The organism is Lonepinella sp. BR2474 (assembly GCF_051851555.1).
In the GTDB taxonomy this organism is placed as follows: Bacteria; Pseudomonadota; Gammaproteobacteria; order Enterobacterales; family Pasteurellaceae; genus Lonepinella.
This window is the reverse complement of the sequence record NZ_JBPDVH010000002.1, coordinates 436,410-452,975: the sequence shown is the minus strand read 5'-3', so window position 1 is coordinate 452,975 and position 16,566 is coordinate 436,410. Positions and strand designations below refer to the sequence as shown.

Annotated in this window: 11 protein-coding genes; 9 read left to right on the top strand and 2 right to left on the bottom strand. The window is 42.2% G+C overall.

Going from position 1 to position 16,566, the window contains the following annotated elements; all coding sequences use genetic code 11:
• The 9 genes from ACTG7Q_RS05030 to ACTG7Q_RS04990 all read left to right on the top strand — a co-directional run.
• The coding region (locus tag ACTG7Q_RS05030) for a YadA family autotransporter adhesin (protein WP_439241504.1) at positions 1 to 1,905 on the top strand (1,905 nt) is incomplete at its 5' end.
• Between the two features lie 195 nt (positions 1,906 to 2,100).
• Positions 2,101 to 5,994, top strand: a complete 3,894-nt coding sequence (gene purL / locus ACTG7Q_RS05025; RefSeq protein WP_439241502.1) for a phosphoribosylformylglycinamidine synthase — start codon at positions 2,101 to 2,103, stop codon at positions 5,992 to 5,994.
• Between the two features lie 285 nt (positions 5,995 to 6,279).
• Positions 6,280 to 8,994 carry an autotransporter outer membrane beta-barrel domain-containing protein gene (locus tag ACTG7Q_RS05020; RefSeq protein WP_439241500.1) on the top strand — a complete coding sequence of 905 codons (2,715 nt, stop codon included), beginning with the start codon at positions 6,280 to 6,282 and terminating at the stop codon, positions 8,992 to 8,994.
• A 231-nt stretch (positions 8,995 to 9,225) separates the two neighbouring features.
• Positions 9,226 to 9,645, top strand: a complete 420-nt coding sequence (gene rbsD, locus ACTG7Q_RS05015) for a D-ribose pyranase (RefSeq protein WP_439241498.1) — start codon at positions 9,226 to 9,228, stop codon at positions 9,643 to 9,645.
• A gap of 9 nt (positions 9,646 to 9,654) precedes the next feature.
• A complete protein-coding gene (gene rbsA, locus ACTG7Q_RS05010) occupies positions 9,655 to 11,151 on the top strand; it encodes a ribose ABC transporter ATP-binding protein RbsA (RefSeq protein ID WP_439241496.1) in 1,497 nt (498 codons plus the stop codon).
• Positions 11,152 to 11,153: 2 nt separating this feature from the next.
• On the top strand, positions 11,154 to 12,122 hold the full coding sequence (gene rbsC, locus ACTG7Q_RS05005; RefSeq protein WP_439241494.1) for a ribose ABC transporter permease: 969 nt from the start codon (positions 11,154 to 11,156) through the stop codon (positions 12,120 to 12,122).
• A 19-nt stretch (positions 12,123 to 12,141) separates the two neighbouring features.
• Positions 12,142 to 13,017 carry a ribose ABC transporter substrate-binding protein RbsB gene (gene rbsB, locus ACTG7Q_RS05000; RefSeq protein ID WP_439241492.1) on the top strand — a complete coding sequence of 292 codons (876 nt, stop codon included), beginning with the start codon at positions 12,142 to 12,144 and terminating at the stop codon, positions 13,015 to 13,017.
• Positions 13,018 to 13,118: 101 nt separating this feature from the next.
• Positions 13,119 to 14,048 carry a ribokinase gene (gene rbsK / locus ACTG7Q_RS04995; protein WP_439241490.1) on the top strand — a complete coding sequence of 310 codons (930 nt, stop codon included), beginning with the start codon at positions 13,119 to 13,121 and terminating at the stop codon, positions 14,046 to 14,048.
• A gap of 104 nt (positions 14,049 to 14,152) precedes the next feature.
• Positions 14,153 to 15,157, top strand: coding sequence for a substrate-binding domain-containing protein (locus ACTG7Q_RS04990; RefSeq protein WP_439241488.1), 1,005 nt, complete (start codon positions 14,153 to 14,155; stop codon positions 15,155 to 15,157).
• Here the strand turns inward: ACTG7Q_RS04990 and ACTG7Q_RS04985 are convergent.
• Both ACTG7Q_RS04985 and ACTG7Q_RS04980 read right to left on the bottom strand, forming a co-directional pair.
• Complete coding sequence (locus ACTG7Q_RS04985) at positions 15,144 to 15,827, bottom strand: hypothetical protein (RefSeq protein WP_439241486.1); 684 nt, start codon at positions 15,825 to 15,827, stop codon at positions 15,144 to 15,146. The two genes, ACTG7Q_RS04990 and ACTG7Q_RS04985, sit on opposite strands and share 14 nt — an antisense overlap.
• 10 nt (positions 15,828 to 15,837) lie before the next feature.
• Positions 15,838 to 16,407 carry a hypothetical protein gene (locus tag ACTG7Q_RS04980; RefSeq protein WP_439241484.1) on the bottom strand — a complete coding sequence of 190 codons (570 nt, stop codon included), beginning with the start codon at positions 16,405 to 16,407 and terminating at the stop codon, positions 15,838 to 15,840.
• Positions 16,408 to 16,566 lie beyond the last annotated feature (159 nt).

Sequence of the window (16,566 nt, the reverse complement as noted above, 5' to 3'; positions counted from 1 at the left end):
GTACAAAACTTCACGACCTCGGTCAATGGCCAAGCGGTAGAAACTGTAGACCAAAGTAACCGAGATATTGGTTTTGTGAATGGCATGGCGACTACAGCGAGAATGACGGATAACAAAGATATCACCTTTGATGTGAACGTGGATGATACGACCATCAAAGTTGAGGGTGAGCAGTTGGTTGCAGTGACCACGGATTTAACGACCAACAACGGAAAAACGGATATTCCGACGGGGAATGATGCAAAAGCCTTAACCACGGCGGAAGATGTTGCTCATGCGATTAATGATGCTTATCACAACATTAATGTTGCACAAGATAGTGAGCAAACCGTTGCAGGTGGGAGTGTACAGCAAATCAATGCGGGCGACAGTGTTAACTATGTGGCAGGTAAGAATCTAGTTGCGAATATTTCGACAGAAACCGATGGTGTGACGAATGTCACCTATGGTTTAGCAGAAAATATCAGCGTGAAGCATGCTAATGTGACAGAAAGCCTTAAATTAGGGGATGAAAAAAATAAAACGATTTTAACCTCTACTGAAAAAGGTTTGGATGTTGGGGGAGATAAGATCACCAATGTGAGTTCTAACCTTAATCTTCAAACAGTAGCAACAAACCCTGATGCAGACAGCTCAACGGCTAGCGCCCCAACAGAACTGGTAAATTTGACTGAAACAACGGTGAATCCAAATTCTGCAGCGACGGTCGGTGATTTACAAAATATGGGCTGGGTTGTTTCTGCGGAAGATGGTTACCGTGATGTGGTTAAAAATGCGAATGAAGTGAACTTCACTGGCTCTGGTGTGGCGAACGTGACGGGTTCCACGGATACGGCAGGTGTGCGTACCATCAATGTGGAGGTGAAACGTGAAGATTTAGTTGGTGATATTACCAACGCATTGGATACCGTCACAAAAGATGGCAAGGTGGAAAGTTCATCTCATAACTTCTTGACGGGTGAACAAATTGCAGGAGCCATTAATAGTGCTTATTTCACAGTGAGTGCCACGGAATCGGAGGGTATTGTCGAAAGTCAAGGGGCTAAAAATGTGACCGCAGGCACGGCATTGACCTTTGATGCGGGTCGTGGGGTAGCGATTACGCAAGATGAAAATGATCCTGGTAAATTCTCTTTCAAAGTGTTAGATGCAACCTTGGAATTACCAGAAGGGGTAATTGGTGAAGATGGGAATGACTTAGATGGCACGGTAAGAATAAAACGTGAAACTGAAGGCACACCAGAAGAAATTGAGGCTAAAAATAAAGCGAATGAAAATCTGACCGTGACGGCTGGCAATGTGGTGGAGATGATCAATGGTGCTTATCATAAGGTTAATGTGGCCAACTCTGACCAGCAAGTGACAGCAACAGCGGGTTCAACTAAGGTGAAAGCGGGTACCACAATGAATTATGTGGCCGGTAAAAATCTGGTTGCTAACATTGATACTGCTACCAATACGATCACTTACGGCCTAGATGAAAATATTGATGTAAAACAAGTGAAAGCGGAACAAATTCAAGCAGAACAAGTGAGCGCTGGCAATATTACGATCAATAATGGAGGACGTATTTCTGGGGTAGCCTCGGGGATCAATGATAAAGATGCGGTGAATGTGTCACAATTAAAAGGCACGGAGCAAAGACTGGGTAGCCGCATCAATCGAGTTGGCAAAGAATCAAGAGCTGGGCTTGCAGGTTCCAATGCTGCAGCCGCTTTACCACAAGTTTACACGGCAGGTAAATCTATGGTGGCAGCGTCGACAGGAACGTTCAAAGGACAAGGTGCTGTGGCGGTGGGGTATTCTCGAGCCTCGGATAGTGGTAAAGTGATCCTGAAATTCCAAGGTAACGCCAATACACAAGGGGATGTAGGCGCCGGTATTGGTATGGGTTATCAATGGTAATTCAGCGCGTTAACCCCTGATTCAATGAGAGTGCGGTCGAAAATATTGGATTTTTTCACCGCACTTTATTTTATATATGCTTTGGATGTATTTTTTATCGCAAAATTCCGACGCAAACGTTTTCGTTAAACCATTTTTTCCTTTATAATAGGCGAGTTTTTTATTCATTCCATCTCTCACTCAAAGGAAAACATAATGTTGCAAATTTTCCGTGGCTCTCCAGCCTTATCTGAATTCCGTTTAAATCAACTAGCGGCTCGTTTTCAAAAAGCCAGTTTACCTGTTAAATCCTGCTATGCGGAATATGTGCATTTTGCCAATTTAACATCAGCATTAAGTGTAGAAGAAAGCAAAGAATTAGAAGAATTGTTGCATTACGGTCCAACCTTGGCACAACATGAACCGCAGGGTGAGTGTTTTGTGGTGATTCCTCGGGTTGGCACGATTTCATCTTGGTCATCTAAAGCCACCGATATTGCGCATAACTGCGGTTTAGATAAAGTGTTGCGGTTGGAGCGTGGTTTGGCGTTTTATTTTGAGTTTGAACGTGTTTTAACGGAAGATGAACAGGCAAAATTGCGTTCCCATATTCACGACCGAATGATGGAAAATGTGGTGCGTGATCCTGCCGAAGCGGCAAAATTATTTGAACAGCAAGAGCCAAAAGCCTTTACCTCAGTGGATATTTTGAGCGGTGGTCGCAAGGCGTTAGAACAGGCTAACGTCAATTTAGGCTTGGCGTTGGCGGAAGATGAAATTGATTATTTAGTGGAAAATTTCACCGCACTTGGGCGTAACCCCGTGGACATTGAATTGTATATGTTCGCACAAGCCAACTCGGAACATTGCCGCCATAAAATCTTTAATGCGGATTGGGTGATTGATGGTGAAAAACAAGAAAAATCCTTGTTTAAAATGATCAAAAATACCTTTGAGAAAACCCCTGATTATGTGCTGTCCGCTTACAAAGACAATGCGGCGGTGATGAACGGCTCAAAAGTCGGGCGTTTCTTCCCAGACGCAGACGGGCAATATCGCTATCACAATGAAGATGCTCATATTTTGATGAAAGTGGAAACCCACAACCACCCAACCGCCATTTCACCATTCCCAGGGGCGGCAACAGGTTCGGGCGGTGAAATTCGTGATGAAGGGGCGACGGGACGGGGTGCCAAACCAAAAGCAGGGTTAGTGGGTTTTTCCGTATCTAACTTAGCGATCCCAGGTTTTGAGCAACCTTGGGAAAATCCGTTATCCAAACCAAATCGTATTGCCTCGGCGTTAGATATTATGATTGATGGACCTTTAGGCGGTGCAGCATTTAACAATGAATTTGGTCGCCCTGCCTTATTAGGCTATTTCCGTACCTATGAAGAAAAAGTGAACAGTTTTGCGGGTGAAGAAGTGCGAGGCTATCACAAGCCGATTATGTTGGCAGGCGGGATCGGAAATATCCGTGCCGAACATGTGCAAAAAGGCAAGATTGCCGTTGGTTCAAAATTAATTGTGTTGGGCGGTCCTGCCATGAATATCGGTTTAGGTGGCGGTGCGGCATCTTCTATGGCATCAGGTAAATCCAAAGAAGATTTAGATTTTGCCTCCGTACAACGGGATAATCCCGAAATGGAACGCCGTTGTCAGGAAGTGATTGACCGTTGTTGGCAGTTAGGCACGGACAACCCGATTTTATTTATTCATGACGTGGGAGCTGGCGGTTTGTCTAATGCCATGCCTGAATTGGTTCACGACGGCGGTCGTGGTGGTAATTTTGAATTACGTAAAATTCTCAGTGATGAACGTGGTATGTCGCCATTAGAAATTTGGTGTAACGAATCGCAAGAACGCTATGTCTTAGCGGTGTCGCCTGAAAAATTACCGTTATTTGAAGAACTTTGTCAGCGTGAGAGAGCGCCTTATGCGGTGATTGGTGAGGCTACTGAGGAACTCCATTTAACGCTTAATGACAGCCATTTTGGCAACAAACCGATTGATTTACCAATGAATGTGTTATTGGGAAAAACCCCGAAAATGACCCGCAATGTACAATCAAGTGCGGTGCAAAATTTACCAGTTTCTCAACAGGGCATTGCCTTAAAAGAGGCTTTACATCGTGTGTTGCGTTTACCAGTAGTGGCAGAAAAAACGTTCTTAATCACCATTGGCGACCGCTCTGTAACAGGAATGGTGGCTCGTGATCAAATGGTCGGCCCGTGGCAAATCCCTGTGTCTGATGTAGCAGTCACTACCGCCTCTTTAGACAGCTATCATGGCGAGGCCATGACCATTGGCGAACGTGCGCCTGTTGCCTTATTAGATTTTGCCGCTTCAGCTCGTTTAGCTGTAGCGGAAAGTATCACCAATATCGCTGCCACCAATATCGGCGATATTAAACGCATTAAACTCTCTGCCAACTGGATGTCAGCGGCAGGACACAAAGGCGAAGATGCAGGTTTATATCAAGCAGTCAAAGCCGTGGGTGAAGAACTTTGCCCTGCTTTAGGCTTAACCATTCCTGTGGGCAAAGACTCCATGTCAATGAAAACCACTTGGCAGGAAGACGGCGAACAAAAATCTGTCACCGCTCCGTTATCGTTGGTGATTTCTGCCTTTGCTAGAGTGGAAGATGTACGCAAAACCGTGACCCCACAATTACGTACTGATCAAGGGGTAACTCGTTTATTGTTAATTGACTTAGGTGAAGGGAAAAATCGCCTTGGTGCAACGGCATTAGCACAAGTTTATAAACAATTAGGCGACAAACCAGCGGACGTAGTCAATGTGAGCTTATTGAAAAACTTCTTTAATGCGATGCAAACTCTGGTTCAAAAGGGTAACTTGTTAGCCTATCATGACCGTTCAGACGGTGGTTTAATTGTCACTTTGGCTGAAATGGCGTTCGCAGGACATTGTGGTGTATCAGTGCATATTAGCACTTTAGGCGATAACGATCTTAGCGTGCTATTTAATGAAGAACTTGGTGCGGTTATTCAAGTGCGAGAAAGTGAGCTTAATGCCGTACGTGATGTGTTAAACCAACACGGGCTACTTCATCTAACCAAAGAACTGGGCTATGTGACAGAAAATGATGAATTTGAGATTTACCGTGGTAATAAACTATTACTTAGTGAAAAACGCTCCGAATTGCGTGGGGTTTGGGCAGAATTAACCCACCAAATGCAACGTTTACGTGATAACCCTGAATGTGCGGATCAAGAATTTGCAGCCAAGAAAAATGCCGATGATAAAGGATTCTCAGCCCATTTAAGCTATGATGTTAATAAAGATGTGGCGGCACCTTATATTGCGAAAGGACTAAAACCACGTATTGCAATTTTGCGTGAACAAGGGGTGAATAGCCATGTTGAAATGGCAGCCGCCTTTGATCGTGCAGGCTTTGCGACCATTGATGTACACATGAGCGATCTGCATAATGCACGCCACAATCTCAAAGATTTCAATGCGTTAGTGGCTTGTGGTGGGTTCTCTTATGGTGATGTTCTCGGTGCAGGCGGTGGCTGGGCAAAATCTATCCTATTTAACACCGCACTTCGTGACCAATTCCAAGCGTTCTTTGAACGTGAAGATACTTTAGCTCTTGGTATTTGTAACGGTTGCCAAATGATTTCTAATCTTGCTGAAATTATCTCTGGTACAGAAAATTGGCCTCGTTTCGTGCGTAACACGTCTGAACGTTTTGAAGCTCGTGCCGCGTTGGTTCGTATTAATGAAAACCATTCCCCTTGGTTTGCTGGTATGGCTGGTTCACACATGCCGATTGCCGTGTCGCACGGTGAGGGGCGAGTGGAATTTAAACACGAAAATCAATTACAAGGGTTACGTGAACAAGGGTTAATTATTGCTCAATATGTAGATAACAATATTCAACCTACCGAAATGTACCCAGCCAATCCGAATGGTTCAGTCGAGGGCATTACGGCACTATCAAACAACAATGGACGAGTGGCAATTATGATGCCACACCCAGAGCGGGTATTCCGTGCAGTGAGCAACTCTTGGTATCCAGAAGACTGGAACGAAGACGGGGCGTGGATGCGGTTATTTAGAAATGCGAGAGTGTTTTTTAAATAGAGCCAGATAGAAAATCAATGGGTAATGCGTAAAATCATTGCCCATTTTTTTATGGGTTAATAGAAATGCTCTGAAAAAAAATAGCTAAAACGGTTCAGTGAAATAATACTGTCAAGACCTATTGGTCATCCTCTTTGATAAAAATCAACAAAATATTAAATCCTGTGCTAAATTTTATTTTTGATACAAAATATTGTAATTTCCACTTGAAATAGAGTTTTTAAGGAAATATTATATTGCCCGCAGTTTATAATGAGATTTGATTTTTTTATTAAGGAGAATACAATGAAAATCACTTATTTCAAATATTCGGCGTTAACACTGGCTTTAATGGCGAATTGTGCTGTGATCCAATCTGTGCAGGCAGAGGCCTCAGAAGTGGATCCCCAACCTATTATGAATAGACCAACTTACACCTTAAAAGATGTACATATCAAGGATAGAGGTGCGCTAAGTTCTCTTAGCCTCGCTAATGTCACTCATGCAACATTAAGTAATATTTCGATTTCCCATTCAGAAAAACAAAATGGGGCGATCCATGTGAGTGATAGTAATGTCACTATTAATGGGTTAATGCTCAACGCCACGAATCCAGCCAGTTATTTCAGTTTATTATTTGATAACTCGAATGTGACGATCAATCATGCGAATGTCAATGTTTCAACTAAATCTTCAGATAATCAACCTCAAGGATTACTTGGCGCATTGGAACTTAAAAATCGCTTTAATGGTAATGATCCGGCTTCAGAGGTGCTAAATTCCTCTTTTACTAATCGCGCAGATCAAAGTGCCGTGGTAGTATTGGCTAAAAATTATGCCATATTTGATCAGGTGACATTGAATGCAACGGGTAATAAATCGACGTTATTTTCATTAAAAGACGATTCTAAATTGGTGGCGAAAAATGTCACAGCAAAAAATATTCAGGGTCAAGAGGGATTATTTGTTCATATCGACACAGGGGGACTAAAGGGAGAAACCGTTAAGGTTCCGCATAATCATGATTTGCAATTTGAACAAAGCAATATTCATGCTACACAAGGTATTCAATGGATGGATGCCGAGGGGCGAATGACCTTAAACCTGTTGGATAGTACCTTGCAAGTTGACGATCAGCTAGTGAAAATCAATGATCCGAATGATGTTAAAAGCGATATTTTGACCGCCATTAGTTTAGATCGCTCCATCTTAATTGGTGGTTTACAACAACCAAATAGTTGGGTGGATATTCAATTGCTTGATGCGACATGGAAAGTGACCTCAAATTCTATTGTACATAATTTATCCTCTGTTGGAGAGGCATCGCATATTTATTTTGAGGATCAGCCAGATAAATTCAGTACTCTAACGATAACGGGTACCTACAATGGCGCACATCACTTCCACGTGAATTCAGATATCTCGAAAAATCAAAGTGATAAAGTCATCCTATCGGGCCCGATGAATGATAAAAGCAGTGCGACTTTTTTTGTTACCGATCAGAGTGAACATCAACAATTTGAGAATCCGACCGCACAACAGGTGACATTATTAGAATCTGCGGACCTATCCAATCAATTACGTGTAACATTGGGCGGTGAAAATCAATATGTTAATGCTGGCGGCTATCGTTATCGTTTACATGACAAAATTATTGCTCAGACTAAAATATGGGAGTTGACCAATCAATTAGATAATAACGGTCAACAGGAAAGTGATCCAGATTTTAATAAGCCGAAAGAGGTGCCGAAAGTAGAACAACCTGAGGAAACGCCTAAAATGGAACAACCTGAGGAAACGCCTAAAATGGAACAACCTGAGGAAACACCTAAAGTGGAACAACCTGAGGAAACGCCTAAAATGGAACAACCTGAGGAAATTCCTAAAGTGGAACAACCTGAGGAAATGCCTAAAATGGAACAACCTGAGGAAATGCCTAAAATGGAACAACCTGAGGAAACACCTAAAGTGGAACAACCTGAGGAAATGCCTAAAGTGGAACAACCTGAGGAAATGCCTAAAGTGGAACAACCTGAGGAAATGCCTAAAATGGAACAACCTGAGGAAATGCCTAAAGTGGAACAACCCCAAGTATTACCAAATGTTGTACCAAAGGTTGAATCCAAGCCTATGTTAGAACTGAATGACACAGCCAATAATTTGGCATCTTTACGTGCTGCACAAGTAGCAATATTAGATACGGAGTTAGCCGGTATTCACCAGCGTTTAGGCGATGTAAGACATGGCAAATCAACCAGTGTATGGACACGTAGCGTCAATCAAACTCAAAAATTTGATGAGCAATCTGTATCTTCACAAAGTAAAACTTCTGGAGGTACATTGGATACCTACAATTTACAACTCGGTGCAGAGACAAGTGTGACAGATAATGTACGTCTTGGTGGATTTGTTAGTGCTACTGCCGCTAAAATGGATTTTGACGGATCCTATAGCGATGCCAAATTATATTCAAAAGCGGTTGCACTTTATGCGAGCTATTTGAATGATAATGGCTTCTATTTGGATGGTATTGCCAAATACTCTCGTTTACGCTCCGAGTTTAATGCGGGTGGAACCAGCAAAAAAGATGTGACATATCATTATAATGCTTACACTGTTTCCACTGAAGTTGGTCGAGAATTTAGTTTTGCCAATCAATGGTCAGTAACACCACAAGTACAATTAGGTTGGTCAACTATTTCTGGTAACAAATATGAAGATCGCTTAAATGTATTGCATAGCAAAGCAGGTGTACGTTTAGCGAAAGGTATTCAAACCAGTCGCTTGACGTTAAAACCATTTGCCGAAGTGAACGGGGTTTATGATAAATTTAACCATAATAAAGTGACATTGGGTCAACAAGGTTTTGATATTGCCCGCCTTGGTGGTAGAGTGGAAACCGCCGTTGGTTTAAGTTTATCAGGGGGTAACCATAGCTTTAGTATTCAAGCGAATAATGCCTACGGTAAACACATCAAACAACCTTGGTCTGCACAAGCGACCTATCGTTATCAATGGTAACTGAATGAGGGAATCACCATGGCGAGAAAACCATGGTGATTTTTTAATCTAGCCGATCCTTATTGGCATAAGAAATTTGTCATCAATGCATTCTGTTACGTGATAAGATTTTTTTTGTGATCCAGTTCACAATTTCAACAAAAAATACTTTTTTTCTTTTATTTTTTCTTGTATCGTCTTGTTAAATTTAAATCGAAACGTTTCGATAAGTAAGTTTAGGGGAAAATAACAATGAAAAAAACAACCTTACTCAACGCTCAACTTTCTCATTGCATTGCCACATTAGGGCATACAGATGGAATCACCATTTGCGATGCAGGTTTACCAATTCCTGAAACAGTGGAACGTATTGATTTGGCGTTGACTGTTGGTGTACCAAGTTTTTTGCAGACATTTAATGTCGTAGTTACGGAAATGTTTGTAGAGCGAGCCGTGATCGCTGAAGAAATAAAATCAAAAAATCCTGAAATTTACACCGCACTTTTAAGTCGTTTGCAACAGCTTGAAAGCCAACAAGGCAATCAAATTCACATTCAATACGTGGCTCACGAGATTTTTAAAGAACTGACCCATAGCAATAAAGCCATTGTTCGTACGGGGGAATGTTCCCCTTATGCTAATGTGATTTTGTATTCGGGTGTGCCGTTTTAAGGGGAAAGTATGAGAAACGATCCTTTATTAAAGATTACAGGTATTGATAAATCTTTCCCTGGAGTGAAAGCCTTGTCTAATGCTTGTTTGTCTGTGTATGCAGGGCGTGCAATGGCATTAATGGGTGAAAATGGGGCTGGCAAATCGACCTTGATGAAAGTGCTAACGGGAATTTATAGCAAAGATAAAGGCACGATTGCCTATCTCGGGCGTGAAGTTAATTTCAAAAACCCGAAACAGTCGCAGGAATCGGGGATTAGTATTATTCATCAAGAATTAAATTTAGTCGGCAATTTGACCATTGCGGAAAATATTTTTCTCGGGCGTGAGTTTACCAAGCCTTGGGGAGCGATTGATTGGGCGAGAATGTATGCCGAAGCCGACAAATTATTAGCTCGTTTGAACGTTCCACACAGCAGCCAACAGCGTTGTGGTGAGTTGTCCATTGGCGAGCAACAAATGGTGGAAATAGCTAAAGCTCTGAGTTTTGAATCCAAAGTGATTATTATGGACGAACCCACTGATTCCTTGACGGATACGGAAACCGAAGCTCTTTTCAAAGTGATTCGGGAACTCAAAGCGGAAAATCGGGGTATTGTGTATATTTCACACCGTATTAAAGAAATTTTTGAGATTTGCGATGATGTGACCGTGCTGAGAGATGGTCAATTTATCGGTGAAAAAACGGTCGCAGAGCTTAATGAAGATCGTCTGATTGAAATGATGGTGGGACGGAAACTGGAAGAACAATATCCGCATATTGAACAGCAAGTGGGCGAAGTGCGGTTGGAAGTTGACGGACTTTCGGGCAGTGGCATAAACGATGTGAGTTTTCAGTTACACAAAGGCGAGATTTTGGGCGTGTCTGGTTTAATGGGGGCGGGGCGTACCGAATTAATGAAAGTGATTTATGGGGCGTTGCCAAAAACGAGCGGAAAAGTGCGGTTAAATAATCAAGAAATTTCTATCGATTGCCCACAAGACGGACTTAAGCACGGCATTGTATATATTTCCGAAGATCGCAAGGGGGACGGTTTAATTTTAGGGATGTCAGTGAAAGAAAATATGTCGCTCACCGCTCTCGATCATTTCGCTAAACTGGGGCGGATTAACCACAAAGCGGAGCAAATGGTGGTGACGGATTTTATTGATCTGTTTAATGTGAAAACGCCGAGTTCTGATCAGTCTGTGGGCTTGCTGTCAGGCGGTAATCAACAAAAAGTGGCGATTGCCAAAGGCTTAATGACTCGCCCTGATGTGCTGATTTTAGACGAACCCACAAGGGGCGTGGACGTGGGGGCGAAAAAGGAAATTTATCAGCTGATCAATAAATTCAAACAAGAAGGCTTGAGCATTATTTTAGTGTCTAGCGAAATGCCCGAAGTGTTGGGAATGTCGGATCGGATTTTAGTGATGCGAGAAGGCAAAATTAGCGGCGAATTTTCACGCACGCAAGCGACCCAAGAAAAATTATTAGCGGCGGCGATTGGTAAGCAAGGAGAATAACAATGACAACGGAAAAAAATACATTTCAATTCGGCAAATTTTTGCTAGAACAGCGGTCTATCGTGGCGTTATTGGTGTTAATCGCCATTGTATCGGCGATTAATCCTGATTTTTTCAGCCTAGATAACATCTTGAATATTTTACGCCAAACATCGGTCAACGCTGTGATCGCCGTGGGAATGACCTTTGTAATTTTAATTGCAGGGATCGATCTGTCGGTGGGTTCCATTTTAGCCTTAACAGGGGCGATAGCCGCCAGTCTGGTGGGAGCGGAATATCCGATCTTATTGGTGGTGCCAGCCACGCTTTTATTAGGTACATTGCTCGGTTCAATCAGTGGCGTGATCGTGGCAAAAGGCAAAGTGCAATCTTTTATCGCGACACTAGTGACGATGACCTTATTGCGTGGCGTAACAATGGTTTACACCGATGGTCGCCCCATTAGCACAGGCTTTTCCGATACCGCAGACAGCTTTGCTTATCTCGGCACAGGCTATTTATTCGGGATTCCATTTCCCATTTGGTTAATGGCGATTGTGTTTTTGGTGGCGTGGTATGTGCTAAAACACACCCAAATCGGACGCTATATTTATGCTTTAGGGGGCAATGAAGCGGCTACCCAATTATCAGGCATTAATGTGAATAAAATCAAAGTGTTTGTGTTTGCAGTAAGTGGTTTCTTATCTGCCTTGGCGGGTTTGATTGTCACGGCTCGTCTTTCTTCTGCTCAACCGACCGCAGGCGTTTCTTATGAATTAGATGCCATTGCCGCCGTGGTGGTCGGTGGCACTAGCCTAATGGGTGGTAAAGGGCGTGTAATGGGGACACTGATCGGGGCGTTGATTATTGGATTTTTAAATAATGCACTGAATTTATTAGATATTTCATCTTACTATCAAATGATAGCAAAAGCGTTGGTTATTCTCGTGGCGGTTTTAGCGGATAACTATTTGGGTACTAAAAAAGCGTAAATTAATAGGAGATTTCACTATGAAAAAATTAACCACATTAGCATCAGCCTTATTACTCAGTGGCGTATGCGGCGTAGCCTTGGCACAAGATACTATTGCGTTGACCGTGTCCACGCTGGATAATCCGTTCTTTGTGTCGTTAAAACAAGGGGCGGAGAAAAAAGCCGAAGAATTGGGCTACAAATTAGTGGTGTTGGATTCGCAAAACGACCCAGCCAAAGAGCTTTCCAATGTGGAAGATTTAATGGTGCGTGGGGCAAAAGTGCTGCTCATCAACCCAACCGACAGCGAAGCCGTAGGCAATGCGGTGGCGATTGCCAATCGTAATAAAATCCCCGTGATCACCCTTGACCGCAGTGCGGCAAAAGGCGAAGTAGTGAGCCATATTGCCTCCGACAACGTGGCAGGTGGCAAAATGGCAGGAGATTTCATTGCCGAAAAACTGGGCAACGGCGTGAAAATTATTCAACTGGAAGGCACCGCAGGCACATCCGCCGCTCGTGAACGGGGCGAAGGCTTTAAACAAGCCATTCTTGCACATCAATTTGACGTACTCGCCAGCCAACCCGCGGATTTTGACCGCACCAAAGGCTTGAATGTAATGGAAAACTTACTGCAATCCAAAGGCAGCGTGCAGGCCGTCTTCGCTCAAAATGACGAAATGGCATTAGGGGCATTGCGTGCCATTAGTGCGGCGAATAAAAAGGTGTTAGTGGTGGGTTTTGATGGCACGGATGACGGCGTGAAAGCCGTAGAAAGTGGAAAACTTGCCGCCACCGTGGCTCAACAACCTGAATTAATCGGCAGCCTAGGCGTAGAAACTGCTGACAAAGTGTTGAAAGGCGAAAAAGTGGAAACGAAAATTCCAGTGGATTTGAAAGTGGTCACGAAATAATACCATAAACCGTAGGGGCGTATTGCATACGCCCTAATAACCCTTTGATATAAACTAACATTTTTGGGCGTATGCAATACGCCCCTACAATGGAAAATATTATGAGCAAAACACTCACCATTCTGGGCAGTATCAACGCCGATCACGTCATTTCCGTTCCCCATTTCGCCAAACCAGGTGAAACACTCACAGGACATCACTACCACATCGCCTACGGTGGCAAGGGGGCGAATCAAGCGGTGGCGGCAGCAAGGTTAAGTGATGAACATACCCAAGTGAATTTTATCGGCTGTATTGGTGATGATGACATTGGTCGCACAATGAAAAATGCCTTTGAGCAGGACGGCATTAACACTCAATTTGTTCATCAAATCACCAACCAAACTACAGGGATTGCGATGATTCAAGTGGCAAGTAGTGGCGAAAACAGTATTGTGATTTCTGCTGGAGCGAATGGTTGTTTAGATGAAAATATTGTCGAGCAAAGCCGAACTCAAATTGAGCAAGCGGATATATTATTAATGCAATTAGAAACGCCATTGACCGCCATCATCAAAGCCACTAAAATTGCTAAAAATAACGGTGTAAAAGTGGTGTTAAACCCTGCACCTGCACAAAAATTGCCTGATGAATTATTAGAAAATCTTGCAATGATCACTCCCAACGAAACCGAAGCAGAAATTTTGACTGGGGTGAAAGTTACTGACCTTGAAAGTGCGGTGAAATCGGCGGCAGTTTTTCATCAAAAAGGTATTGAAACTGTGTTGATTACACTGGGTTCAAAGGGCGTGTTTGTAAGTCACCAAGGACAACAAGAAATTGTAGCAGGATTTAGAGTAAAAGCCGTTGACACCACCGCTGCAGGGGATACGTTTAATGGTGCATTTTTAATTGCCTTATTAGACGGCAAACCGTTACAAGATGCCATTCGTTTTGCTCACGCAGCAGCGGCGATTAGTGTAACCCGAGAAGGGGCGCAGCCGTCTATTCCGAGCAGAAAAGAAACGTTGGATTTTTTAACCGCACATTGATATATTGTAGGAGCGTATTGCATACGCCCTTATGCTCGATCTGTTTTTGGGCGTATGCAATACGCCCCTACAATACACCCCACGATTATTAAGGTTTCAACATTATGGCAACAATGAAAGACATTGCACGGCTTGCACAGGTTTCCATCTCCACGGTGTCGCTGGTTATTAACAATGCCCCCAATGTCAGTCCAGCAATGCGATCTAAAATAATGGCGGTGGTAAACGATCTGAATTACAAACCGTCAGCCCTTGCTCGTAGCCTAAAAGTCAAAGAAACTCGCACCATTGGCATGCTCGTCACTACCAGTGATAACCCATTCTTTGCTGAAGTGGTGGCGAATGTAGAGCGTTATTGTAATCGATTGAATTACAATCTGATTTTATGCAATACTGATGATGATCCACAACGCCTAGAAAAAAATATCCAAACACTTATTCAAAAGCAAGTAGATGGTTTATTGTTAATGTGTACTGAAAGCCATTTTCAGAACTTACAAGCTAAACCCTTAAATTTAACCTTGCCTTGCGTGATTATGGACTGGTGGCCAACTAAAGTTTGTGCCGATAAAATCGTGGAAAATTCTGAACTTGGTGGCTATTTGGCGACAAAAACCTTAATTGAACATCATCATCAAAAAATTGGCATTATCACAGGGAGCCTAAAAAAGCCGTTGGCACAAAACCGTTTAAAAGGCTTTAAACAGGCGTTAAAAGAGAATAATTTGGCAATCAATGAGCAATGGATTATCGAAAGCCATTTTAATTTTAATGGCGGTATTTGGGGAATGGAACAGTTACTTAACCAAAACGAACGCCCAACGGCTGTGTTTTGTTGTAGTGATACCATTGCCCTAGGTGCTTATCAATCCTTATGGCGACAGGGTTTATCCGTGCCACAAGATATGTCGATTATCGGTTATGACAATATCGCCCTTGCCCAATATCTCAGCCCACCGCTCACCACCATTCATCAGCCCAAAAATCGCTTGGCAGAAATGGCTGTGGATACGTTGTTACAACGGATAAAAAATGCGGATAAAAATTACCGCACTTTAATGTTGGAACCCAGTCTTGTTATGCGGGAATCCGTGGCTAAAGTGTGGTGAAATCATCTTCTTCATATTGAATGAAATCACTACATTTTTTCACATTGGGTGCCGTTGTGATGAAGTGATAGAAATGACTCGGCTCAGCAATGCTTCCGTTTGCATGTGTATTAAGAATTAGATATAATTTTTCATTTGATAATTGTAAATGGTAAATAGTGAGATCATCGTAACCAGATATTCCTGCCATAGGTGCATTATCTCTATCCTCCATAGTGCAAAAATCTTTGGCATCTAATGTTTTAGTTATTTTAATCGACTTTAAGCCGAGATATATTAACTTTTGATTGATGTTAAATTTATAATAGGATGTTTCAGCATTATTTTCTATGTTTAATTTGATCGCATTATTCTTATTTTCTAAAACCGCATTCGCTTTTCCATAATACGCTTTGTGTGAATCCAAATCCATTCCTTGATACTGTTTATAACTTTTCAATATTAAAGATTTTTTCACCGGTTTGCCCTGTGCAAAATCTAGCAAATATTGTTCACCTTTGCTTAATTTTGCATGGCTACTTGCCGTCTTGGTTGAGGTTGTAGTGGTGGCTGCTGTTGGTTGGCTGACGGGTTCAGTGGTGGTTGGGTTGAGATTTTCCACAAATTGATCGAGTTCTGCACAGCCGGTTAATGCGAACGGCATTAACATGAGTAAAGCATATTTTTTCATTTTAAACTCCTTATTTTTTTCTACGGGTGGATTTATCTTTAATACAAGCATTCACTGCAGCTTTAAAGTTATTGACATCATCAATAAAACATTGAGTGTCGGTGCATTTGAGCTGATATTTTACCGAGACATTTTCCTGATTGACGGCGTCAAAGAATTTGGCAATCACCACGTTATTGGGTGCGCTACTTATCTTTAACGTGCTTTTAATTTTTTCAATTTCATTACTGGAATAATCTTGCCAATAATAAGCGGCTGGAAATAAAAAGGTGAAGACATCTTTACGATTATTTAAAGGGTAAAAATCACAACTGGAATATTGATTAAATTCAGGATCATAACCTTGATATTTTGCGCCTTTTTTCAAGGTGGCTTTTAAATCATCAGAAAGATAGGGGGTAAATTGTTTAACAGATAAAATTTGTTGATTAGAGGTTGCGTGTTGATTGGCCATGTTAAGCGTTTCTGCTAAATATCCTTTTATCATTCCTTGTTGATAAGCATTGGATGGGGTAGCAGAGATGTTGGCAGAAAAACACATAATGAAAGAAAGGGCTGAACATTTGAGGAATGGTTTCATAAAAAATCCTTAGTGAGATACGTAGATTGAAAAGAAAACTTACCTATTGTAAAAAAAAAAATAAAAAGTCAAGCCAGTGAATTATTAAATGGTGAAGTCTTGAACAGTTAGTTTAGTCTGCTGGTCAGTGATTGATAGAGATATAAATGATATATTTTT